Annotated in this window: 19 protein-coding genes and 1 tRNA gene; 13 read left to right on the forward strand and 7 right to left on the reverse strand. The window is 66.6% G+C overall.

The window, feature by feature from the left end; genetic code table 11:
* Positions 1 to 36 precede the first annotated feature (36 nt).
* Entirely contained in the window at positions 37 to 552 is a 516-nt protein-coding gene (locus FNL56_RS21325) for a tyrosine phosphatase family protein (RefSeq protein ID WP_143574916.1), read from the reverse strand.
* Positions 553 to 720: 168 nt separating this feature from the next.
* Between FNL56_RS21325 and FNL56_RS21330 the strand changes: the two genes are divergently transcribed.
* From FNL56_RS21330 to FNL56_RS21340, 3 genes are all read left to right on the forward strand, one after another.
* Positions 721 to 2,481 carry a chloride channel protein gene (locus tag FNL56_RS21330; RefSeq protein WP_143574917.1) on the forward strand — a complete coding sequence of 587 codons (1,761 nt, stop codon included), beginning with the start codon at positions 721 to 723 and terminating at the stop codon, positions 2,479 to 2,481.
* A gap of 305 nt (positions 2,482 to 2,786) precedes the next feature.
* Entirely contained in the window at positions 2,787 to 4,796 is a 2,010-nt protein-coding gene (locus FNL56_RS21335; RefSeq protein WP_143582329.1) for a putative bifunctional diguanylate cyclase/phosphodiesterase, read from the forward strand.
* 48 nt (positions 4,797 to 4,844) lie between these two features.
* A complete protein-coding gene (locus FNL56_RS21340; RefSeq protein ID WP_143574919.1) occupies positions 4,845 to 5,591 on the forward strand; it encodes an SDR family oxidoreductase in 747 nt (248 codons plus the stop codon).
* A 3-nt stretch (positions 5,592 to 5,594) separates the two neighbouring features.
* On the opposite strand, the gene FNL56_RS21345 is transcribed toward FNL56_RS21340, so the two are convergent.
* Complete coding sequence (locus FNL56_RS21345) at positions 5,595 to 9,053, reverse strand: ATP-binding protein (RefSeq protein ID WP_143582330.1); 3,459 nt, start codon at positions 9,051 to 9,053, stop codon at positions 5,595 to 5,597.
* Positions 9,050 to 10,285, reverse strand: coding sequence for a metallophosphoesterase family protein (locus FNL56_RS21350; protein ID WP_143574921.1), 1,236 nt, complete (start codon positions 10,283 to 10,285; stop codon positions 9,050 to 9,052). The genes FNL56_RS21345 and FNL56_RS21350 overlap by 4 nt, the downstream gene beginning before the upstream one ends.
* A 262-nt stretch (positions 10,286 to 10,547) precedes the next feature.
* On the opposite strand from FNL56_RS21350, the gene cobG reads away from it, so the two are divergent.
* Genes cobG through cobJ form a run of 4 tightly spaced genes read left to right on the forward strand, consistent with a single transcriptional unit; the run spans position 10,548 to position 14,005 of the window.
* Positions 10,548 to 11,885, forward strand: coding sequence for a precorrin-3B synthase (cobG, locus tag FNL56_RS21355; RefSeq protein ID WP_143574922.1), 1,338 nt, complete (start codon positions 10,548 to 10,550; stop codon positions 11,883 to 11,885).
* Complete coding sequence (locus tag FNL56_RS21360) at positions 11,869 to 12,501, forward strand: precorrin-8X methylmutase (RefSeq protein ID WP_143578251.1); 633 nt, start codon at positions 11,869 to 11,871, stop codon at positions 12,499 to 12,501. Before cobG ends, FNL56_RS21360 begins: the two co-directional genes overlap by 17 nt.
* On the forward strand, positions 12,498 to 13,238 hold the full coding sequence (locus tag FNL56_RS21365) for a precorrin-2 C(20)-methyltransferase (protein WP_143574924.1): 741 nt from the start codon (positions 12,498 to 12,500) through the stop codon (positions 13,236 to 13,238). The genes FNL56_RS21360 and FNL56_RS21365 overlap by 4 nt, the downstream gene beginning before the upstream one ends.
* On the forward strand, positions 13,235 to 14,005 hold the full coding sequence (cobJ, locus tag FNL56_RS21370; protein WP_143574925.1) for a precorrin-3B C(17)-methyltransferase: 771 nt from the start codon (positions 13,235 to 13,237) through the stop codon (positions 14,003 to 14,005). Before FNL56_RS21365 ends, cobJ begins: the two co-directional genes overlap by 4 nt.
* On the opposite strand, the gene FNL56_RS21375 is transcribed toward cobJ, so the two are convergent.
* Positions 13,987 to 14,733 (reverse strand): cobalt-precorrin-6A reductase, encoded by a 747-nt coding sequence (locus FNL56_RS21375; protein ID WP_143582331.1) that lies wholly within the window; start codon positions 14,731 to 14,733, stop codon positions 13,987 to 13,989. The genes cobJ and FNL56_RS21375 overlap by 19 nt on opposite strands.
* Before the next feature lie 26 nt (positions 14,734 to 14,759).
* Here FNL56_RS21375 and cbiE point away from each other — a divergent pair, with 26 nt between their 5' ends.
* Genes cbiE through cobM form a run of 3 tightly spaced genes read left to right on the forward strand, consistent with a single transcriptional unit; the run spans position 14,760 to position 17,157 of the window.
* Positions 14,760 to 15,980, forward strand: a complete 1,221-nt coding sequence (gene cbiE / locus FNL56_RS21380) for a precorrin-6y C5,15-methyltransferase (decarboxylating) subunit CbiE (protein WP_143582332.1) — start codon at positions 14,760 to 14,762, stop codon at positions 15,978 to 15,980.
* A complete protein-coding gene (locus tag FNL56_RS21385) occupies positions 15,977 to 16,390 on the forward strand; it encodes a cobalamin biosynthesis protein (protein ID WP_143574928.1) in 414 nt (137 codons plus the stop codon). Before cbiE ends, FNL56_RS21385 begins: the two co-directional genes overlap by 4 nt.
* Positions 16,387 to 17,157 carry a precorrin-4 C(11)-methyltransferase gene (cobM, locus tag FNL56_RS21390; RefSeq protein ID WP_143574929.1) on the forward strand — a complete coding sequence of 257 codons (771 nt, stop codon included), beginning with the start codon at positions 16,387 to 16,389 and terminating at the stop codon, positions 17,155 to 17,157. The genes FNL56_RS21385 and cobM overlap by 4 nt, the downstream gene beginning before the upstream one ends.
* Here cobM and FNL56_RS21395 read toward each other — a convergent pair.
* The gene (locus FNL56_RS21395; protein WP_441351242.1) at positions 17,154 to 18,302 is read right to left on the reverse strand and encodes a cobalt-precorrin-5B (C(1))-methyltransferase; all 1,149 of its coding nucleotides are present in this window, start codon (positions 18,300 to 18,302) and stop codon (positions 17,154 to 17,156) included. The genes cobM and FNL56_RS21395 overlap by 4 nt on opposite strands.
* A gap of 81 nt (positions 18,303 to 18,383) precedes the next feature.
* Here FNL56_RS21395 and FNL56_RS21400 point away from each other — a divergent pair, with 81 nt between their 5' ends.
* Positions 18,384 to 19,709: a cobyrinate a,c-diamide synthase gene (locus FNL56_RS21400; protein WP_143582333.1), complete on the forward strand. Its 1,326-nt coding sequence runs from the start codon at positions 18,384 to 18,386 to the stop codon at positions 19,707 to 19,709.
* 50 nt (positions 19,710 to 19,759) lie between these two features.
* Here FNL56_RS21400 and rpoH read toward each other — a convergent pair whose 3' ends face one another.
* Positions 19,760 to 20,659: an RNA polymerase sigma factor RpoH gene (gene rpoH / locus FNL56_RS21405; RefSeq protein WP_143574931.1), complete on the reverse strand. Its 900-nt coding sequence runs from the start codon at positions 20,657 to 20,659 to the stop codon at positions 19,760 to 19,762.
* Positions 20,660 to 20,874: 215 nt separating this feature from the next.
* Entirely contained in the window at positions 20,875 to 21,903 is a 1,029-nt protein-coding gene (locus FNL56_RS21410) for an RluA family pseudouridine synthase (protein ID WP_143582334.1), read from the reverse strand.
* Between FNL56_RS21410 and FNL56_RS21415 the strand changes: the two genes are divergently transcribed.
* Together FNL56_RS21415 and FNL56_RS21420 are read left to right on the forward strand one after the other, a co-directional pair.
* Positions 21,902 to 22,237, forward strand: coding sequence for a hypothetical protein (locus tag FNL56_RS21415; RefSeq protein WP_143582335.1), 336 nt, complete (start codon positions 21,902 to 21,904; stop codon positions 22,235 to 22,237). The genes FNL56_RS21410 and FNL56_RS21415 overlap by 2 nt on opposite strands.
* A gap of 85 nt (positions 22,238 to 22,322) precedes the next feature.
* Positions 22,323 to 22,397: transfer RNA gene (locus FNL56_RS21420), tRNA-Glu, on the forward strand.
* The last annotated feature ends 72 nt before the right edge of the window (positions 22,398 to 22,469 follow it).

The raw sequence follows: 22,469 nt of genomic DNA on the forward strand, positions 1-22,469 counted from the left end.
ACGCGCTTCCCCGGATTGCGCTTCGCTCCATCCTGGCTACGACAACGGCCACTGCAGCGGCAATTGATACGGCGCGCCTTCAAACGCATCGGCGCCGCGGCCGATACGAGCGATGGCGTCGATCATCTTGCCCTCGCGGCCGAGCAGCTCGTCCGCGAGATGCACCATCAATTTGTTCGGCGTCACGACAGGCGACCGGCGTCGCAATTCGTCGGCGATCTCGTCCTCGAATCCCGGATTGCGGTCGCAGGCGATCACATAGGCGGCGGCGCTGGAGCGGCTGATCCCGGCCCAGCAGTGGATCAGCAGCGAGCGCTCCGCCAGGCCATCGCGGCCGAAATCGAGGATCGCCTGCAGCACCCCCTTATCCGGCGCAATCAGGTCCGGCGTCAGCACCGTGATGTCGTGAAAGGCAAGACGGAGATGGCGCACCTGCGAAAACCCGCTCCAGTCCCGCGCCTCGGCGCTGGGCGACAGCAGCGTCAGCATGTCGAACGGACCGAGCGAGGCGGCCACGTCGGGAAGGCCGCTGAGGGAACTGATGTGGATCATGGGGCCGCCGCATCTGGATGGAAGCCAGGACATACCATTATCGGCTGCGAACAACATCCCTCGCATAGGCCTACCCGCTTTTGCCGGTAGCCTGCGCAGTGCGTGTTACGTACAACGCATCGTGCAACGTCACCATGCTCCCTGCCCTCACGCCCATAGTCCTCCGCCATGCCCAGTTCGGAATCCCACCTCAAGGCGCCGCGCTGGCTGCGCACCTTTGTTCGGGCGCGCGAGACCAGCCTGGTCGTCGTCGCAGCCCTGATCGGCAGCATCGCCGGCATGCTGGTGGCTTTGATGAGTGGTGCCGTCAATATGATGCACATCGTTTTGTTCAACCTGCTGCCCGGCGAACGCCTGTCGAGCCAGACCTGGATCGATCCGGTCCGCGCCATCCTGGTGCCGATGCTCGGCGGACTGCTGCTCGGTATCGCCTTGCTGCTTCTGCTGCGCTGGCGGCCCGGCCGCGAGATCGATCCGATCGAGGCCAACGCGCTGCATGGCGGCGCCATGTCGTTCCGCGGCAGCCTCATCGTGGCGCTGCAGACGGTGTGGTCGAGCGGCGTCGGCGGCTCGGTCGGGCTTGAGGCCGGATACACCCAGATCGCCTCCGGGGTCGCCTCCTCGATCGGCCGCGCGCTGCATCTGCGGCGCAGCGACCAGCGCATCATGGTCGGCTGCGGCGCCGCCGCCGCCATCGCCGGCGCGTTCGGGGCACCATTGGCCGGCGCATTCTATGCCTTCGAGCTGATCATCGGCGGTTATACGGCCGCCAGCCTGACACCGATCGGCGTCGCAGCCGTCGCCGGCTTTGCGACGACGCGGGCGTTCTCGCCGCTGTCGCTCGGCATCTCCGTCAGCCAGATCGGCGAGGTCACCGGCCAGGATCTCGCGGTCGCGGCCCTGCTCGGGCTAATCGCCGCATTGTTCGGCATCGGGATCATGCGCGGCGTGGCGCAATGCGACACGCTGCTGCAAAAGATCAGGTTGTGGCCGCCGCTGCGTCCCGCGCTCGGCGGCCTGCTGGTTGGACTGCTGGCGCTGGTGACGCCGGAAGTACTGTCCTCCGGCCATGGCGCGCTGCATGTCAACAGCGGCATGACCGCGCCAATCACGGCGTTGGTCACCCTGTTCGCACTGAAGACGGTGGCCTCGATCATCTCGCTCGGCTCCGGCTTTCGCGGCGGTCTGTTCTTCGCATCCTTGCTGCTGGGCGCGATCGGCGGCCATCTGTTTGCCGCGGGCGCCAACGCGCTGCTGCCGACCTTGAACCTCGACATCAGCGTTTACGCGGTGATCGGCATGAGCGCCCTGTCGGCGGCGGTCATCGGCGGCCCGCTGACCATGACCTTCATCGCGCTGGAGGCGACCGGCAATTTGTGGCTGACCACCGCCGTGCTGATTGCAGTGATCGTCTCGACGCAGACCACGCGTGAGCTGTTCGGCTATTCGTTTGCGACCTGGCGCTTGCATCTGCGCGGCGAGACCATCCGCAGCGCCGCCGATGTCGGCTGGATCCGCGACCTCACCGTGCGCAGCATGATGCGCGCCGACATGACGACGGTGAATGCCGATCTCAGCATCGCGCAATTCCGCGAGACGTTTCCGCTGGGGTCAAAGACCCAGGTGATCGCCATCGATGCCGACGAACGCTATGCCGGCATCGTGCTGGTCGCCGATGCACATGCACCGGAGAACCAGCCCGACGACACCCTGCGCCAGATCCTGCGCAGTCGCGGCTTCACGCTGCTGCCTAACTGGAATGTGCAGGAAGCGGTCGCCGCCTTCGACCGTGCCGAAGCGGAGTCGCTCGCCGTGCTCGACACGCTGGACCGCGGTCGCGTGATCGGCGTGCTCACCGAGGCCCATGTTTTGCGACGTTATGCTGAAGAATCCGAAAAGAGACGACGGGATTTGCTGGGAGAAAGTTAGACTCTCGAATGCACAACGCGACCCGCTATATCGTAAATCGTACATATCACTGGGCCGGGTCCATGGCGCTGCTGCATAGCAGAGACGCCTGCCAGCGGTTCTTCAATACCATAAATCTGGTTCCTCAGGTGCCAACGTACTTACCACACACTAACGATGCGATCTGAAGGTCAGAAGTCGAATGTCCGGCGCCTGACTTTGCAAGTATGCCTTGCGCTGCAGGCATAACTAGTGACGGCGAGAAGTGTCCGTTAAGCATTCACGAATACGCATGAAAGGAGAAACGCTGATACCGGAATAGCAGAATGCTACGCACGACTATCGACTATCTACAGAGCGCAGTTCTCGTGCCAAGCGGCAATCCCGAGCTGTTGCAGGCCAAACTGGCGGCATTCAGCCGGCAGGTCCCGATCATGTATGCCCTGGTGGTCTTCAACACCGTGGCGGTCGCGATCACCCATTACGGCAAGGCTCCGGACTGGCTGACCTTGTACCTGCCGGGCTGCCTCGACGCGATCTGCCTGATGCGGATGGCGATGTGGTGGCTTTCGCATGGTCGAACCGCCAGCGTGAATCAGGCGATCCGGCGGCTGCGAAGCACCATCGTGCTTGCCGGACTTCTCGGGATCGGTTTCGTCAGCTGGAGCATCTGGCTGTTCCCCTATGGCGACGCCTATATGCAGGGTCAGGTGATTTTCTTTACCGGCGCCACCGTGATCGGCTGCGGGTTCTGCCTGATGCACCTGCGACCGGCGGCGCTGCTGGTCATGACCCTGGTAGTCATCCCGTTCACCGTGTTCCTGCTGTCGAGCGGACATGTCATCCTGGTGTTGATCGCCATCAATTTCTTCATCGTCTCGGTCGCGGTGACGTTCATGCTGCTCACCAACTACGCCGACTTCGAAAAGCGTGTCATTTCCGAGGACGCCTTGCGATCCAGGCAGGCCGAGTTGCAGGCGATGAGCGACATCAATTTCCGCAACTCCAACATCGACAGCCTTACCGGGCTGCCCAACCGCCGGTGCTTCTTCAGCGAGTTGAACCAGCAGATCGCCGCGAGCGACACGACCAGCCTTGTCGTCGCGATCCTCGATCTCGACGGATTCAAGCAGATCAACGACGTTCACGGCCATCCCGCAGGGGACCGGCTGCTGCGGAGCGTGGGCGACCGTCTGCGCGCGCACCTGCACCCCAGCATGTTTCTCGGCCGCCTCGGCGGCGATGAGTTCGTCATGATCGCTCCCCCCCTGAGAACGCCTGACACGGCAGCGGACGCCGGCGACGAACTGGCAGCGGTTTTCATGGTCCCGTTCGAGTTCGACGGCGTCATCGTCAAGATCGGATGCACGATCGGCTATGCCGAATATCCCACCACGGCGAGAACCGCCGACGAACTGTTCGAGCGCGCCGACTACGCCCTGTTCTTCGCCAAGAAGCACGGCCGCGGCACCGTGGTCGGCTTTTCCGCCGAGCACGAGAACACGATCCGCGAGGCCAGCCTGATCGACCAGGCACTGCTCAATGCCGATCTCGAATCCGAATTGTGGGTGGCCTATCAGCCCATCGTCGATGGCTCCAGTGCGGAGGCGGTCAGCTTCGAGGCGCTGGCGCGCTGGAACAGCCCGGTGCTCGGCAACGTGCCCCCGATGAGCTTCATCGTCGCCGCCGAGCGACTGGGCCTGATCGGCCAGCTGACACCGCTGCTGCTGCGCAAGGTCCTGGAGGGTGCCGCGGCCTGGCCGGACGACATGCGCGTCTCTTTCAATTTGTCGAGGCTGGATATCGCCTCGCCGCTGTCGATCCTGAAGATCATCTCCGTCGTGGAGCACAGCGGCATTGACCCCAGCCGGATCGACTTCGAGATCACCGAAACCGCGGTAATGCACAACATGGCCGAAGCCACGATCGCACTGAACGTGTTGAAACGACTGGGCGCCCGCATCTCGCTCGACGATTTCGGCACCGGCTACTCCAGCCTCAGCTGTATCCGCGAATTGCCGCTCGACAAGGTCAAGATCGACCGCAGCTTCATCAGCGAAATCGAGTACGACACCGCGTCCCGCCTGATCCTAACGACGATCATCGGGCTGTGCCGGAACCTGGGACTCGAATGTATCGTCGAAGGCGTCGAGACCGCCGAACAGGCGGAATTTCTTCACGGCCAGGGCTGTCGCTTCATGCAGGGCTACCATTTCGGCAAGCCGATGAGCCGGGAGCGGGTCGGCGGCTTTCTCGCCGCATCGATGGGCAATGCCCTCGCCGCTCCGGTCCAGCTCCACAGCTCGGCCACGCCGAGGCTGGCGTCCGCGCTCTAGATATTCGACACTGCCCTGGTGAATCAAGAAACCATCAGGGAGACTATCGTGAACGACGCTACCAAGAAGATCGCCTGGGTGACCGGCGGCGGCACCGGGATCGGCCGCGCTGGCGCCGAAGCACTGCTGGCCGACGGCTGGACCGTGATCATTTCCGGCCGCCGTGCCGACGTACTGCAGGGCGTCGCCGACGAGCTCGGCCGCAACGGCAGGCCAGTGGAAGCGATGGCGCTCGACGTTAGCAATGCCGACGACGTTGGCAAGGTGGCACAGGCGATTCTTGCCAGACACGGCCGCATCGACCTGTTGGTCAACAGCGCCGGAATCAACGTCCCGAAGCGCAGTTGGGCCGACGTGACGCAGGACGGCTGGGACGAGATCGTCGATATCAACCTCAACGGCGTGATGTATTGCATGCGCGCGGTGCTGCCGGCGATGCGCGCGCAGCAGGACGGCTGCATCATCAACGTGGCGTCCTGGGCCGGGCGCATCGTCTCCAAGATGACCGGCCCGGCCTATACGGCGACCAAGCATGCGGTGCTGGCGCTGACGCATTCCTTCAACATGGACGAATGCGTCAACGGCCTGCGCGCCTGCTGCCTGTCGCCCGGCGAGGTCGCCACCCCGATCATGAAGAACCGCCCGGTGCCACCCAGCGACGAGGTGATGGCGCGGATGCTGCAGCCCGCCGATCTCGGCCGCACCATCGCCTTCATCGCCGGCATGCCGCCGCATGTCTGCATCAACGAAGTGCTGATCAGCCCGACCTGGAACCGCTCGTTCTTGGCGATGTGACGCTCACAGCCGCATCACGTCGATCGCGTGACCGTCGATGGCGTTGGCGAGATCAGCGACGTGCTGGTGGTGCGTGAAGACGATGATCTGGCGCTGCCGGCCAGCCTCGGCCAGCAGCGACAGCGTCGCCACCGTGCGCGCCTCGTCGAAGCTGGTGAGCAAGTCGTCGCCGATGAAGGGCAGCGGCTGGTGCGTGCGCCGCTCCAAGAGCGCCAGCCGTAGCGCCAGGAACAGCTGGTCGCGCGAGCCCTCGCTGAGGCCACCGGTGCCGACGCGCTCGCCGTCGGCGCGGACCGCGACCAGCACCGGGTGGTCGTCTTCGCCGTAATCGACGCCAAGCCCGGCAAAGGCCTGCCCCGTTGCCAGCGCGAACAGCCGGCTGGCCTGCTCGATCAGCGGGTCCTGCACCATCGCGCGGTGCCGCTCGATCGCCAGGGACGCCAGCTTGGCCGCCGCACTGCGCAACAACCAGCGCTCCGCGACGGAGACAAGCTCGACCGCCGATTCGGCACGTTCGGCCGCCGCAGCGGCCGCGTCGCGCCCCTTCACCAGCGCCTCGAAGTCGCGCTGCTTCTGGTGCAGTTCGGCGGCAGTGCGCTCGAAATCTTTCAGCACTTCGTTCTGCCGGACGGTTTCCCGCGCGATCTCACTGGGTAAGGCGTCGAGGTCGAGGCCGAGCTGTTCGGCCCGCAGAAACTCTTCATCCTGACCGTCGGCAATCTCCGGCAGTTCGCGCCGCAAAGCCGCGCCTTCGGTCTGTAGCGCATGGCGACGCGCCAACCGCTCGATCGCCACCACAAGGGCGGCAAGATCGGCGGCGCCGAATGCGGCGCGGGCGTCGTCCAACATCATCGTTACGCTCTGGCGTCGGCTCATCGCGGCTTTGCGCTGCGTCGCGCGCCGGGCCATCGCCTCGCGCAGGCGGTGACAGGCATCCGCCGCGCTCCGGGTCTCGGCGAGGCGCCCGGTCAGCCGCGCCAGCGATTCCTGCGCCGAAGCGCCTGCGGCCTCCGACATCAGGCGCCCCGCCAATTCGGCCGCGTCGCGATCAAACGCAAGGAGGTCGGCCTCGATGGTCTCGACGCTGCGACCCTCGCGCTCGAAGCTCAATTTTGGCATCGGAACAGATCGCCAGACCGCCAGCGCGGCCTCGGCCTCGGCCGGCGAGGCCTCCTTGCGCAGACCGATCGGGGCCAGCGCCGCGGGCCACAGCCCGGCCTGTTCGGCCAGCACGGCGGTCGCCTGATCTTGCGCGCGCTGCGCTTCGGCGAGATCGCGCTCGGCGCGTTGCCTTGCTACGGCGCGGGCGCGCGCATCGGTCCAGGCCTTTTGCAGCTCGTCGAGCCGGCTGCGCGCCTCACGATACAAAATGTCAGCCGGCAGCGAGCGGTCGGGCGCGCGGCCCATGGCCTCCAGCAGCGCGATCACGGCAGTCTTGCCCGCTTCCTGCGCCGCGGCGAGCGCGTCAAGTTCGGCCTGCTGTTCTTCCAGCCGGCCGATCCGGCCGATCAATTGATCGACGCGCTCGCGCCAGCGCAGCATCTCCGCCGGGCGGCGCGGCAGCAGGCCCGACGATTGCCACAGCGAGCGCCACGCCGCCTCGGCTTCTGCGCGACGCAGCTGCAACGCGGCAAGCGCAGCAGTCACGCGGTCGCGCTCGCGGCGGCTCTGATCGAGGCGCTCTTGCATCGCCTCGCGGCGCGCGGCGCGGTCGGTGTCTGTCAATAGTCGGTCGGTGATCGTGTCGATTTTCTGCGAAGCACGCTCGACATCGCCGAAGAGACGGCGGCGCTCGGTGGCGTCGCCGTCCAACACGCTCTGCAGCGATTGTAGCTCAGCGTCGCGCGCGCTGCGCGCAAGGGTCAAATCTCCGCGCGTCGAAACCGTACCATCGCCCGACAGGCGCCGCAGTTCCGTCTCCGCCGCCTCGATCGCGGCGTCGGCCATGGCTCTCGCGTCTTCAAGCTTGCGGAGGTCAGCCTCGGCCAATTCGGCCGCGCGGGCATGCGCCACAACGCTGGCTTGGTCCGGCAGCGGCAGGCCCGCGAGGTCGGCGATATCGCCGGCGCGCGGATCGAGCGCGGTCGCCAGTGCCGACAGATTGTTCTTCTCGATCGCCAGCGCCGAGGTTTCGCGGCGCAGCCGGTCGGCATGGGTCGGAAGTTCGGACAGCGCTTCGAGCCGCTGCCGGGCGGCTTCGGGATCGCTGATCGCGGCCGGGGCGCCGGCGGCGTCGGCGAGGCCTTCGATATCGTGCAGTACGCGGGCGCGCTTGGCTTCCGCCTCGGCCCTGCCCTGCTCGGCGCGGCGGGTGCGCTCGATCAGTTCCTTGACCGCGGCCAGTGCTGGATCGGTCGGCAACCGCTCCAGCAATTCGACATGCGACGGCAGGCCGAGGCGATGTGCGGCGGCGTCGAGCTGCTCCTGCGCGGCGCGGCGCGCCTCGCGGCGGCGCGGCAGGTCCTCCATCGCCTTGCGCACGGCGCCGAGCCGCTCGCGCAGCGCATCGATAGCTGGCGCGGCGGCCAACGTTGCCTCGTCGACCGACATGTCTTCCATCGCGTCGTGGTCGGCGGCGTCCGCCGCATCGAGCGCGGCCAGGTCATCGCTCAGCACGGCATCGGCCGCCAGCGCCTCGCGCCACGGCCCGATCACCTGTGCCGGGACCTCCGGCATGTCGGCCAGATCGGCCAACTCCTGCGCCACGCTGTCGAGCCGCGCCAGTTTGGAGCGAACCCGCAAGGTGCGCTGCCAGCGTGCGAGGTTGCTGCCGGAGGCCGCGTGCTCGGCCTTCAGCGCGTCGAGCCGCGTGCCGGCTTCGGTCACGGCCTTCTCGACATCCTCCAGCGCCTCGCGCGTCACCACAGCGTCGCGCAGCGCGCGTTCGGCGGCTTCATGGCGATCGGCCGCGACATAAAACGGTCGGCTGGCGGATTTGCGCGGCGTGAACAGCTCGTCCGCCTCGTTCTTCAGGCGATCGCGGACGCGCGACAGCGCCGTCATGCCGGCCGATCCCGCCGCGAGGGTTTCCGCGAGGCTGCCGCCGGCATGCAGCAACTCATTGCCGCCAAGTCGCAGCGCTTCCGCGGTGAGGCCGAACTCGCGGGCAAAAATGTCGCGGGTGATGCCAGCGAGAAACGGCTCCAGCGTCGTATCGGGCAGCGGCTGATCGGCGGCATCGACCAGCGTATTCTTGTTGCCCTTGCGCCGCCGCACCGAAAGCGTGCGGCCATCGGCATGGCGGAACGCGCCGCCGATCCGCAGCGTCTTGCTGTCATGCCTGAAATCATAGTCGGTGCGCGCGCCGAAGCCGAACAGCAGGTCGCCGATCGCCGACAGCGCCGAGGTCTTGCCCGCCTCGTTGGCGCCGAGCACGACATGCAGCGGCGCGTCGGGCCGGAACGACAGCACGCGGTCGGTGAAGATGCCGTAGCGCTCCAGCGTCAGGGTTTCGATTCTCACGACGTCATCGCTCCCGACAGATAGGCGCGGGCATCGTCCGCCAGACGCTGCAACGCCGCAGGATCGGCTTCCAGTTCCTTTCGTAATTCATGCGGCAGCTTGTCGGTGATACTTTTCATCGTTTCCGCCAGCGCGTCCGCAAAGCCGGGATCGGCGGCAACGGCAGCCAGCAGATCATCGACGTCGAGGCTTTCGGCGGCTGACAAGGCGGCCGCGGGCCGCGACGGCGCCATGGTCGACAGCTTGAGCTGCTCGACCCAGCAATCCCCGGCGATGCGGAAGCCGACCGCGCGCGCCTCGTCCTGCAGCATCTCGCGCCGCGCCATCAATTGCCCATGCAGCGGCGTCACGCCGGACAGCGTGACGCGCACCGCCAGCGCGCGGCCGCCGCTGCGGCCGTGCAGCGCATCCAGCGCCGCCTCGATCCGCGACAGCACGTCGGTCTCGCGGTCGGCCCCCGACACATCGACGGTCTCATGCGCCCAGCGCGCACCGTCGAACACCAGCGGCTCCACCGCGATTATACGGCCATCCTCCACGGTGACGCGCATCGCGCCCTTGGCGCCGGTCTCACGCACGCTGCGGCCCTGCAGATTGCCGGGATAGACGATCCAGGGATCCTCGCTCACTATCTTCGCATCATGGACGTGGCCAAGCGCCCAATAGTCGTAACCGAACAGGCGCAGGTCGGCGACACTGCACGGCGCGTAGCTCTTGTGGTCGCGCGAGCCTTCGAGCGAGGTGTGCAGCACGCCGATGTTGAGCCAGCCGTCGCGGCGCGCCGGATAGCTTTCGACGAAATCATCCGGCACCAGACGGTTCGGAAAGCTGCGGCCATGCAGCGCCACGCGGTGCTCCGGCAACTCGATAGTCTCGGCCTTGCGCGACGAGAAGAAGCGCACCGTGTCGGGATAGCTCAGCGAGCGCGACATGCCGCTTTCCGAATCATGATTGCCCTTGACCATGATGGTCGGGATGCCGGCGCGGTGCAGTTCGCCGATCGCGCGGACGAAGAACAATCCGGTAGTGACGTCGCGCCAGTCGCCATCGAAAATATCGCCGGCGACGATCAGGAATTTTGCCTCGCTGCGGATCGTCTCGGCGACCAGCGCCTCGACCGCGCGGCGGCCGGCCTGCGCGAAACGCTCGGCAACGGCCTTGTCCTTGAGGCCGAGACCGGCGAGCGGACTGTCGATGTGCAGATCGGCCGAGTGGATGAAGCTGAAGCGCATGGGATCGGTCGTTCCATCGAGGCAAGCAGCGCCCGGCTGAGTGCCGCAGCGACCGCTACCGATCCATCGGTGACCCGACTCCTCCGGGGATGTCAAGCAAACGGCCCGGCTGTCGCCGCGGCTGTCCAGATCGATTGACAGAGCGGCAATTCCGCCCGTAAATGCCGGCGATTTCGAGCTGCCGGGGCCCCGTGCGCTGACCGCGTGGCGGGAAACAAGGTGCGATCTGGTGCAGCGTTTCGACACCCCAGGACCAACTTCAATGTTCACGCCGCCACTGGCGCGCGGAGTACCCAATCGGCCGGCGCCGCGCGGCTGGTGCCCCGGCGCGCTGCGCCCGATGCTTACCGGAGATGGACTGCTAGTGCGGCTGCGGCTGACCGGCGGGATTCTCGACCTCGCCACCGCCCACGCCATTGCAGCTTGCGCCACCCGTTTCGGCAACGGCCTGATCGATCTCTCCAGCCGCGCCAATCTGCAACTGCGCGGCGTCGGCGAAGCCACCCTGCCCGGCCTCACCGCTGAGCTCGAACGGTTGCACATTCTCGATGCCAGTGCCGAAGCAGAGACCGTTCGCAATGTGACCGCCAGCCCGCTGGCCGGGCTCGATCCCGCAGCCGTGCTCGACATCCGTCCGATCGCCAAAGCGCTGGAGGCGCGGCTGACGAGCGACACCGCGCTGCACCGTCTGCCCGGCAAATTCGGCTTCCTGATCGACGACGGCGGCGCGTTGCCGCTCACCGGCGTCAGCGCCGATATCCGTCTGACGGCCATCGCCACGCCGCAAGGCCCGCGCTTCCTGATCGCGCTGGGCGACGCCGAGGATTTGCCGATCGCCACCTGCGAGCCGGCGCAACTGGTCGACTGTGCCGCGCGGCTGGCGCAAGCCTTTATCGATCTACGCAACCAGACGCCGGCGCGCCGGATGCGCGATCTCGTTCGATCGCTCGGGGTCGCGGCGATCGCAGAAGCCGCCGATATGGCGATGCAGGATGCGCCGGCGCCCGCTGATCGCCACGTCGCGATCAGCCATGTCATCGGCCGTCATGAAATCTCCGGCATGGCCTATCTCGGCGTTGCCTTGCCGTTCGGCCGGATGGGCAGCGCCGCGCTCGACCATCTCGCCACCGTGGCGTCACGGCATGGTGCGACCGGATTGCGGCTGACGCCGTGGCGCGTGATCCTGGTGGTCGGCATCTCCGCCGACGCCGCCGATGCGATGCTGGCCGAATTGCACGACGACGGCTTCATCCTGAAGGCGGATGATGCAAGGCTGCACGTCGCCGCCTGCCCCGGCGCGCCATCCTGCAACAGCGCCACCACGCCGGTGCAGCCGGATGCCACGCGCTTCAGCCAGCTGTTCACGGACCTCGCGCCGGGCGGCACCGTGCTGCACGTCTCCGGTTGCACCAAAGGCTGCGCGCATGCATCAAGCGCGCAGTTCACGCTGGTCGGCCATGCCGGCCGTTACGATCTGATCGAGAACGGCACCGCGGCAGATACGCCAGTCGCCGTTCATCTGTCGCCAGACGAAGTCGAAGCCGAATTGTCCCGGCGCCTTCGTCCTATCAAGGAACGCCTGCTTGTCGAACACCCATGACTACGTCCGCGACGGCGCGGAAATCTACCGGCGCTCCTTTGCGCTGATCCGCAGCGAGGCCGAACTAGCGCGCTTCCAGGGCATCGAGGAGCGCGTTGCCGTGCGTATCATCCACGCCTGCGGCATGGTCGATGTCGCCAGCGATATCCATTTCTCGCCCGGCGCCGTCAGCGTCGCCGCGACCGCGCTCGAAGCCGGCGCGCCGATCCTGTGCGATTCCCGCATGCTGGCCGACGGCGTCACGCGGGCCAGGTTGCCCCGCAACAACGACGTCATCTGCACGCTGAACGATCCCTCGACGCCCGCGCTTGCCGCCAGGCTCGGCACCACGCGGTCCGCCGCAGCGATGGAGCTGTGGCGGGAGCGTCTGGCCGGCAGCATCGTCGTGATCGGCAATGCGCCGACGGCGTTGTATCGGCTGTTCGAGATGCTCGACGAAGGCGTCAGCCCGCCGGTCGCGATCGTCGGCATGCCGGTCGGGTTTATCGGGGCGGCCGAATCCAAGGAAGCCCTGATCGAGGACGGCCGCGTGCCGTGCCTCGTGGTGCGCGGACGCCGCGGCGGCAGCGCGATGGCGGCGGCGACCATCAACGCGCTGGCGAGCGCAGCGGAATGACCGCCGCTTCGCCCATCGGACGGCTGTATGGCATCGGCCTTGGACCGGGCGATCCCGAACTGCTGACCGTGAAGGCCGTGCGCCATCTGCAAGCCGCCCCTGTCGTCGCCTACTTCGCGAAAGCCGGCCGTCGCGGCAACGCCCGCGGCATCGCCGATCAATGGATCTCGGCGTCGTCCGAAGAACTGCCGCTCTACTATCCGGTGACCACCGAACTGCCGTTCACCGAGCCGGCCTATAACGCTGCGCTCAGCACTTTCTATGAAGAAGCCGCCGACGCCATTACCACGCATCTGCTGGACGGACGCGACGTCGCGCTGTTGTGCGAAGGCGATCCGTTCTTCTACGGCTCCTTCATGCACATCTACATCCGGCTGAAGGACCGCTTTGCCGTAACCGTCGTGCCCGGCGTCACCGGCATGTCGGGCTGCTGGACCACCGCGGGCGCACCGATCACCTGGGGCGACGACGTGCTCACCGTGCTGCCCGGCACGCTGTCCGCAGCTTCACTGACCAAACGCCTCAGCGAGAGCGACGCCGCCGTGGTGATGAAGCTCGGCAATAATTTTGCCAAGGTGCGCGACGCGATCCGCGACGCCGGTCTGATGGAGCGCGCGATCTATGTCGAGCGCGGCACGATGGCGGCCGAGATCGTGATGCCGCTGAAAGAACACACCGGCGACAGGGCGCCCTATTTCGCGATGGTGCTGGTGCCCGGCAACGGCCGCCGGCCATGAGCAGGCAAGGCTCGTTGAAGATCGTCGGCCTCGGGCCCGGCCCGGCGCACTGGCTGACCCCGGAAGCCACCGCGACGCTGGAGCGCGTCACCGATGTCGTCGGCTACGCGCCCTATGTCGCGCGCCTGGCATTGCGCGACAACCAGCAGCACCACGCCAGCGACAACCGCGATGAGATTCGTCGCGCCCGCCATGCGCTCCAACTCGCAGCCGAGGGCCGCGACGTCGCCGTGGTGTCCGGCGGCGATCCCGGCGTGTTCGCGATGGCTGCGGCCGTACTGGAAGCGGTCGAAAGCGGCGAACCCGGCTGGCGCGATCTCGACATTGAGGTGCAGCCCGGCATCAGCGCGATGCATGCCGCCGCCGCACGCCTGGGCGCGCCGCTCGGTCATGATTTCTGCGCGATCTCGCTTTCGGACAATTTGAAGCCCTGGTCGATCATCGAGCGTCGGTTGATCGCCGCCTCCGACGGCGACTTCGTCATCGCGCTGTACAACCCCGCCTCGAAAGCGCGACCGACGCGCATCTTCGAGGCGTTCGACATTTTGCGAAGCCGCAAGGCCGCCACCACGCCGGTGGCCTTCGCGCGCGCGGTGGGACGGCCCGACGAGCGACTTACGCTTTCGACCTTGGCCGATGCCGATCCCGGCCTCATCGACATGAGCACGCTGGTGATGATTGGTTCGAGCGAGAGCCGGCTGATCACGCGCGGCGGCGACAAATTGCCGTGGCTGCTGACGCCGCGCAGCTACGGAGCCGCGCGATGAGCCGCGAGCCAGGCCATCACCGCCTCGACGTCGAAACATTCGGCGACGGCATCGGCTTTTGGTCGCCGGATCATCACCACGGAAATACCGAGTTCGCGCGCAGCCTCGATCTTCGGATAGGTCGCGGCGCCACCGCTGTTCTTGCTGACGATGACGTCAATCTGCTCATTCTCGAGCAAGCGCAGTTCGCTGGCTCCGTCGAACGGCCCGCGCTCCAGGATCAAACGGTGCTGCGGCAGCATCTCGATGTCGTCCGGCCTGTCGATGGTACGAACCAGATAATCGTGCTGCGGCCGGCGCGCGAAGGCCGCGAGTCGCAGCCGGCCATGCGTCAGCAGCACGCGTCGCGGCGCATCGCCCAATGCCTCGACTGCGGTATCGATATCGTCGACCACGATCCAGCGGTCGCCAGCCTGCGCCTCCCATTCCGGGCGCGTCAGCGCGGCCAGCGGAATTTGCGCGGTCGCACAGGCCAGCCGGGCGTTGTCCGACATCTGCAGGGCGAAGGGATGCGTCGCATCGATCACGGCCTCGATAGCCTCGGCGGCCAGATAGTCGCGCAAGCCATCGACGCCGCCGAATCCGCCGATGCGAAACGGGATCGGCGGCAGCCAGGGATTGCGCGTGCGGCCGGCCAGCGACAGCGTCGCCTGATAGGCCGCGTCTCCGGCGACGCGCTGCGCCAGTGCGCGCGCTTCGCTGGTGCCGCCAAGTATCAGAATTCGCATCGTGCCCTTCCAATACGGAGCCGCCGGTGACCCCGTCCAGCACACGCCCGTGGCTGTCGATCGTCGGCCTTGGCGAAGACGGCCTCGAAGGCCTCTCTCCTGCCGCACGAAACCTGCTGGCGCAAGCCTGCCTGGTGGTCGGCGGCAAGCGGCATCTGGCGCTGGCCGGCGAATTTCCGGGCGAACGACTGGCCTGGCCCTCGCCACCTGACGCGGCGTTTCCCGGGATACTGGCGCGACGCGGCCAACCTGTCTGCGTGCTCGCCAGCGGCGATCCTTTCTTCTACGGCATCGGATCGCTGCTGATGCAGCATATTGCTGCCGAAGAAATGCTCTGCCTGCCCTCAGCCTCGGCCTTCAGCCTTGCGGCGTCGAAACTCGGCTGGGCGCAGCAGGATTGCGCGCTGCTGACGCTGCACGGCCGACCGCTGGAGCGCATCATTCCGCAGTTGCGGCCCGGCGCGCGCATCCTTGCACTGTCATGGGATGGCACCACCCCCGGCAAACTCGCCGGCCTGCTGCAGGCGCGCGGCATGGGCCACTCCATCCTGACGGTGCTGGAAAACATCGGCGGTCCGCGCCAGCGCATCCGCCAGTCCTTGGCAGATGGCTTTGCGTTGGGCGACATCGATCCGCTGAACACCATCGCGCTGGAAGTCGTCGCTGACCACGGCGCGCGTATCATCCCCCGTGTAGGCAGCCTGCCCGATGACTGGTTCGAACATGACGGCCAGATCACCCGGCGCGAGATGCGCGCGGTGACGCTGTCGGTGCTGGCGCCGCGCCGCGGCGAATTGATGTGGGACATCGGCGCGGGCTCCGGCTCGGTCTCGATCGAATGGATGCTGGCCGATCCCGCCAACTGCGCCATCGCGATCGAACGCGATCCCTCCCGCATTGCACGCATCCAACGCAACGCGCTCGCGCTCGGCGTGCCGGATCTGCAGATCGTCGAAGGTGCCGCACCCGGCATCCTGCACGGCCTGCCGCAGCCCGATGCCATCTTCGTCGGCGGCGGTGCGACCAATGACGGCGTGCTCGATGCCGCCTGGTCCGCGCTGGCGCCGCGCGGTCGCCTGGTGGTCAATGCGGTGACGATCGAGACCCAGGCCGAGCTGACGCGCCGCTTCACGGCGCTGGGCGGTGAATTGCTATCGTTCAATTTCGCGCGCGCCGACAGGATCGGCGGCTTCCACGGCTGGCGCGCGGCGATGCCGGTGGTGCAATGGTCGGTGATCAAGCCATGACAGATATGATTGCCATTGGCATCGGCTGCCGCAAGGGGTGCGCGGGCGACGTGCTGATCCGGCTGATTTCGCAGGCGCTGGCGGAATGGCCGCAGCATCTGCCCGAACACGGCGCGCGAAAATTGTTCACGATCGAGGACAAGCGCGACGAGCCGGGCATCCGGCAGGCCGCCGACCTGCTCGGCATCGAGCTGGTGTTTCTGTCGCGCGATCAGCTCAACGCCGCGATGCCGCGCACGCAAATCTATTCAGCCCGCGCGCAGGAACTGTTCGGCGTGGCCTCGGTCGCGGAAGCCGCCGCGCTGGCCGGCGCCGGCACCGACGCCACGCTGGTGGTGCCGCGCATCAGCAGCGACCACGCCACCTGCGCCATCGCCGCACGGCTGCCGGATCCTGGAGAGCCATCATGACCGTGCATTTCATCGGCGCGGGCCCGGGCGCGCCCGATCTGATCACCGTGCGCGGCCGCGACCTGATCGCGCACTGCCCTGTCTGCCTCTATGCGGGATCGCTGGTGCCAAGGGAATTGCTGGCCTGGTGCCCGCCGGACGCCCGCATCGTCGATACGGCCTCGCTGGACCTTGACCAGATCGCCGCCGAGTTTTCGCGCGCGCAGGCGGCCGGCCATGACGTGGCGCGGCTGCATTCCGGCGATCTCTCGGTGTGGAGCGCGATGGGCGAACAATTGCGGCGGCTCGACGCGCTGCAGATCCCCTACACGATCACGCCCGGCGTGCCGTCATTTGCGGCCGCCGCCGCCGCGCTCGGCCGCGAACTGACGCTGCCGGAAGTCGCGCAATCTCTGGTGCTGACGCGGACCTCGGGTCGCGCCTCGTCGATGCCGCCCGGCGAGAAGCTCTCGACCTTCGCGCAGACCGGAGCGACGCTGGCGATCCACCTCTCGATCCATACGCTGGACACGGTCGTCGCCGAGCTGCTGCCGCAATACGGCGCCGATTGCCCGGTCGCGATCGTCTATCGCGCGAGCTGGCCAGACCAGCAGATCGTGCGCGGCACGCTTTCCAGCATCGTCGATGAGGTGGCGAAAGCGCCGATTGAGCGCACCGCGCTGATCTTCGTCGGCCGCGTGCTCACCGCCAGCGGCTTTCGCGACAGCGCTCTGTATAACGCCGACTATCACCGCCGCTTCCGCGACGTGTCGAACAGCGACGACTAGCAGACCCGACGGAACGGCGTTTGCGCCAGCAATTGGCCATCGCGATCGAAGATCACGGTTTCCAGTTCGATATCGCAGTCGCGCAGCACATGTGCGGCGGTGATCCACGCGGCTTCAGCGACGCGTCCGCCAAGCCGGATGCCGGCACGGTCGGCGATCTCGAAGGCATCCTTGGCGGTGTTGGCGGCGCGGATGCTATCAGCCAGTTCGGCAGTGCCGTCGGCCGCGCTGGCCAGTTGCGCCAGCCAGTCGCGATCGACCTCGCCGCGCTTCGAATGCAGGTCGAGCATGCCCTGGCCGAGCTTGGTCATCTTACCCATGCCGCCGGCAATGGAGATGCGCGCGACGGGATTTCGCCGCAGATATTTCAGCATGCCGCCGACGAAATCGCCCATGTCGATCAGCGCCACCTCGTGCAGGCCGTGCAGCTTCTGCACCGCCTGCTCGGACGTGTTGCCGGTCGAGCCCGCGACATGCTGCAAGCCCATCGCGCGCGCGACGTCGATGCCGCGATAGATCGAATGGATCCACGCCGCGCAGGAATACGGCACGACGATGCCGGACGTGCCGAGGATCGAAATGCCGCCGACGATGCCGAGCCGGCCGTTCAGCGTGCGCTCGGCGATCCTCGCCCCGCCGGGCACGGAGATTTCCACCACCACGTCGCCCGCGCCGCCGCACGCTGCGGCGACCTCGGCGATCGCCGTGCGCATCATCTCACGCGGCACCGGGTTGATGGCGGGTTCGCCGGGAGGCAGCGGCAATCCCGGTCGCGTCACGGTGCCGACGCCGTCGCCGGCGCGGAACTGGATGCCGCGGCCGGGTGCGCCAAGACGCACCGTCGCGATGATCAGCGCGCCATGGGTGACATCGGGGTCATCGCCGGCGTCCTTGACGATGCCGGCGCGGGCGAAGCCATCGCCGCTTTCCTGCATCGCCAGCGAAAAGGCCGGGCGCGTGCCGCCGGGCAACAGCACCGCCACCGGATCGGGAAATTCGCCGGTCAGCAGCGCCTGGTAGGCGGCGCGGGTTGCCGCGGTCGCGCAGGTGCCGGTGGTCCAGCCGCGGCGCAGGTTCGGCGGGTCGGAAACATCGCTCATCGGGAACCACAGATTGGCGAGCAACGCCTCTCGCAGGTCATGCATGATACAGCCGGCGAAGGTGCTTCAGCAAGCGGGCGAGGTGCTGTATGACGGGCCCAACCACGCCAGCGCGTGCGGAGAAAAATGATGCCCGATGCCGCCCGCGGCCTGATGATCGCCGCGCCGCGTTCCGGCAGCGGCAAGACCACCGTGACGATCGGCCTGCTGCGCGCGCTGCGTAACAAGGGGTTTCGCGTCGGCGGCGTCAAATGCGGTCCGGATTACATCGATCCCGCGTTCCATGCCGCGGCGAGCGGACGGCCCAGCCTCAATCTCGACAGTTGGGCGATGCGTTCCGATCTGATCGCGCGGCTCGCGCGTGAGGCCTCAGCCGAATCCGAATTGGTGATCTGCGAGGCCTCGATGGGACTGTTCGACGGCGTGCCTGCGGCAACCGGACGCTCGGGCTCGTCCGCCGATATCGCCGCCGCGCTCGGCCTGCCGGTCGTGCTGGTGATCGACGTCAGCGGGCAATCGCAATCCGCCGGCGCCATCGTTCGGGGGTGCTTGGGATTCGACCCGCGCGTCACCATCGCCGGGGTGATTCTCAACCGCGTCGGCAGCGCGCGGCATCTGCGGCTGGTGACCGAGGGCATCGCGCCTTTGGGCCTTCCGATTCTCGGCGCCCTACCGAAATCTCCGGGAATCGTTTTGCCGGAGCGACATCTCGGACTCGTGCAGGCGGGCGAGACATCCGACCTCGACGCGCGGCTCGATGCGATGGCCGGCTTCGTCAGCGAGCATGTCGATCTTGATGCGATCGCCGCGCTGGCTTCGGCGTCCAACGCCGATGCGGCTCCATCTGCGCAAGCCGCATTGCCGCCGCCGGGACGACGCATCGCGATGGCCAGAGATCAGGCGTTTTCCTTCATCTATCCGCATCTGTTGTCGGGCTGGCGCAGCGCCGGCGCCGAGATTTCGTTCTTCTCGCCGCTGGCGAATGAAGCACCGCCGGAGCAGTGCGATATCTGCTGGCTGCCGGGTGGTTATCCGGAACTGCACGCCGGACGGCTTGCGGCGTCGGCCGTCTTTCTGAGCGGACTGCGGCAATTCGCCGAAACGCGGCCGGTGCATGGCGAATGCGGAGGCTACATGACGCTCGGCGAGACACTGACCGACAAGGAAGGCGTCGTACATCGCATGGCCGGCTTGCTCAGTGTCCGCACCAGCTTTGCGGCCCGCAAGATGCACCTCGGCTATCGCGAAGCGCGACTCGCTGCGGACGGTTGTCTCGGCAAGACCGGCGCGACGTTTCGCGGCCATGAATTCCACTACGCCACGATTATCGACCAGGGCGACGACGCGCCGTTCGCGCTGGCAACGGATGCCTACGACAGCGAGCCGGTGGCCGCAGGAAGCCGACGCCGCAATGTCACCGGCAGCTTCTTTCATCTGGTGGCGCAGGTCTAAACGCAAAAAGCCGGCGTTGCCGCCGGCTTTTCGCTTAACATTCCATCCGCTCAGTAGGCAGCTTCCATCGCCGCCTGCTCCTGGCGGGCGATGGTGCCCTTGACCGCGGTCTGCACCTTCTCGAAGGCACGCACCTCGATCTGGCGGACGCGCTCGCGGGAGACGCCGAACTCCGTGGCGAGATCCTCCAGCGTCATCGGGTCGTCTGCCAGGCGACGCGCCTCGAAGATACGCTTCTCGCGCGGGTTGAGCACGCCGATCGCGCCGTTCAGCGCCTGACGGCGGTGATCCAGTTCCTCATGCTCGGCCAGCACCGCTTCCTGCGTCGGCGCATGGTCGACCAGCCAGTCCTGCCATTCGCCGGCCTCGCCATCGTCCCGGATCGGGGCGTTGAGCGACGCATCGCCGCCGAGGCGGCGGTTCATGTCGACCACGTCCTGCTCGGTGACGCCGAGGCGCTTGGCAATGATCTTGACCTGATCCGGGCGCATATCGCCCTCGTCCAGCGCCGAGATCTTGCTCTTCGCCTTGCGCAAATTGAAGAACAGTTTTTTCTGGTTCGCGGTGGTGCCCATCTTCACGAGCGACCACGAGCGCAGGATGTACTCTTGAATCGATGCCTTGATCCACCACATGGCGTAGGTGGCGAGGCGGAAGCCCTTCTCGGGCTCGAACCGCTTCACCGCCTGCATCAGGCCGACGTTGCCTTCCGAGACGACCTCGGAGATCGGCAGGCCGTAGCCGCGATAGCCCATCGCGATCTTGGCGACGAGCCGCAAATGGCTGGTCACGAGATGATGCGCCGCGTCGCGGTCGTCATGCTCGCGCCAGGACTTGGCGTACATATATTCCTGCTGGGGTTCCAGCATCGGAAATTTGCGGATTTCCGACAGGTAGCGGGACAGTCCGGATTCTCCGTTGAGAACCGGCAGTGTAGCTGTACGGGCCATGGTAGCACCCTCCAGTCGTTCAGGCCCCCGATAGCGGCGGGCCAGGCAGCGAGCGCGTTACTAAAGCCGCTCTTGCTGCGATGTTCCACGTTGCATGTTCAACGCAGACGCAACATACACCTGACTACAGGCGTATTGGAAGTGAACTTTCTGTCACGTCCGCGTGTTACTTAAATAACTTATTGGAATACCTCAATTTAATATATGCATCTGCGTCATTCCGTCACCGCCAGGGCATCGCGCAGGCGGGCGAGGTCGGGCGGCAGGTCGGAAATCCATTCGAGAATCTCGCCACTGCGCGGGTGTTCGAGGGCCAGCAGATAGGCGTGCAGCGCCTGGCGATCGAGTTCGGCCAGCGCCTTCTGGCTGACGGGACCCAGCGCATTGCTCTTGGTCTTGAAATGCGGACCATACACTGAATCGCCCATCAGCGGATGCTGGATATGCGCCAGATGGACGCGAATCTGGTGGGTACGGCCGGTCTCGAGCTGGCACGCCAGAAGGCTGGCGACCGGCCGGCCGTGGCGATCGTCGAAGGTCTGCTGCACTTCCCAATGCGTCACCGCCTCGCGGCCGGTATCGCGCACCGCCATTTTCTCGCGGGCATAGGGATGGCGGTCGATCGGCGCCTCCACGGTGCCGCGCTGCCGGTTCGGCACGCCCCAGGCAAACGCCATGTAGCCCCGCCGCATCTCGTTGGTGCGGCCGTGGTCGGCGAACTGCGCGGACAGCGACTGGTGCGCGTGGTCGTTCTTGGCAACCACCATCAGGCCGGTGGTATCCTTGTCGAGCCGGTGCACGATGCCCGGCCGCTTGACGCCGCCGATCCCCGACAGGATCGCGCCGCAATGGGCGATCAGCGCGTTGACCAGCGTGCCGGTCTCGTGGCCGGCGGCGGGATGCACCACCAGCCCCTTCGGCTTGTTGATGACGATGATGTCCTCGTCCTCGAACACGATATCGAGCGCGATGTCCTCGCCTTCCGGCTCGGCGGCGACCGCCGGCGGCACGTCGATTGTGATCGTATCGCCCGCAGTGACATGATAAGCGGGGTCGCGAACGGCATCGGCGCCGATCCTGACCTGCCCGGCCAGAATCAGCGCCTTCAGCCGCGAGCGCGACAGCGCGGGACTGCGCACCGCCAGCACGCGGTCGAGCCGCACCGAGCCCTCATCGCCCTGCACCGTGACGTCCAGCGTGACATCGTTGGTGGCGGGTATGCCCTGATCAGAAGAGTTTTGCATGACTGAACCTGTTGCGCCCGATCCGAACCCTGAAGCGACCGCGGCCATGATGGCGAAGGTCAGGCGGATGATGCTGATTGCCGGGCTGACCACTGCGCTGGGCGTGGGCGCACTGCTCGTTGTGATCGGCTACCGCCTTTTCAAGTCCGAGGGAAGCGTCGTGACGCAAGCTACCACGGCGACCCTGCCGAAAGGTGCCAGAATCCTGTCCACGGCGGTCGCCGGCGACCGCCTGGTGCTGACGCTGGATGTCGGCGACGCCACCGAGATCCGCACCTTTGACGCCAAGACGCTGAAGCCGGCCGGCACGCTGAAATTCGCGCAGGAACCGTAAATCCAACGCCGTCGCTTCTATTCCCATCAAACCTCCTTTTGGCATCTTGCCACCGCCATCCATCTTGGCTATTGCTTGCCTCAATGCTCCCTTCGTCTAGCGGTTAGGACGTTGCCCTCTCACGGCGAAAACAGCGGTTCGATTCCGCTAGGGAGCACCATTTTCCCCTTAAGGTGCTGATCTCTCACACACTTAATTGTCGGAAATTGTCAAACCGCCCCAAGGTTTGACA

The sequence above is a fragment of the Tardiphaga sp. vice304 genome, from assembly GCF_007018905.1.
Lineage (GTDB): Bacteria > Pseudomonadota > Alphaproteobacteria > Rhizobiales > Xanthobacteraceae > Tardiphaga.

Bases quoted from the DNA above. Each gene is read 5' to 3' on its own strand.
- FNL56_RS21325 (WP_143574916.1), bottom strand. From the start codon at position 552: ATGATCCACATCAGTTCCCTCAGCGGCCTTCCCGACGTGGCCGCCTCG.
- FNL56_RS21330 (WP_143574917.1), top strand. From the start codon at position 721: ATGCCCAGTTCGGAATCCCACCTCAAGGCGCCGCGCTGGCTGCGCACC.
- FNL56_RS21335 (WP_143582329.1), top strand. From the start codon at position 2,787: ATGCTACGCACGACTATCGACTATCTACAGAGCGCAGTTCTCGTGCCA.
- FNL56_RS21350 (WP_143574921.1), bottom strand. From the start codon at position 10,285: ATGCGCTTCAGCTTCATCCACTCGGCCGATCTGCACATCGACAGTCCG.
- cobG (WP_143574922.1), top strand. From the start codon at position 10,548: ATGTTCACGCCGCCACTGGCGCGCGGAGTACCCAATCGGCCGGCGCCG.
- FNL56_RS21365 (WP_143574924.1), top strand. From the start codon at position 12,498: ATGACCGCCGCTTCGCCCATCGGACGGCTGTATGGCATCGGCCTTGGA.
- cobJ (WP_143574925.1), top strand. From the start codon at position 13,235: ATGAGCAGGCAAGGCTCGTTGAAGATCGTCGGCCTCGGGCCCGGCCCG.
- FNL56_RS21375 (WP_143582331.1), bottom strand. From the start codon at position 14,733: ATGCGAATTCTGATACTTGGCGGCACCAGCGAAGCGCGCGCACTGGCG.
- FNL56_RS21385 (WP_143574928.1), top strand. From the start codon at position 15,977: ATGACAGATATGATTGCCATTGGCATCGGCTGCCGCAAGGGGTGCGCG.
- cobM (WP_143574929.1), top strand. From the start codon at position 16,387: ATGACCGTGCATTTCATCGGCGCGGGCCCGGGCGCGCCCGATCTGATC.
- FNL56_RS21395 (WP_441351242.1), bottom strand. From the start codon at position 18,302: ATGCATGACCTGCGAGAGGCGTTGCTCGCCAATCTGTGGTTCCCGATG.
- FNL56_RS21400 (WP_143582333.1), top strand. From the start codon at position 18,384: ATGATGCCCGATGCCGCCCGCGGCCTGATGATCGCCGCGCCGCGTTCC.
- rpoH (WP_143574931.1), bottom strand. From the start codon at position 20,659: ATGGCCCGTACAGCTACACTGCCGGTTCTCAACGGAGAATCCGGACTG.
- FNL56_RS21415 (WP_143582335.1), top strand. From the start codon at position 21,902: ATGACTGAACCTGTTGCGCCCGATCCGAACCCTGAAGCGACCGCGGCC.
- FNL56_RS21410 (WP_143582334.1), bottom strand. From the start codon at position 21,903: ATGCAAAACTCTTCTGATCAGGGCATACCCGCCACCAACGATGTCACG.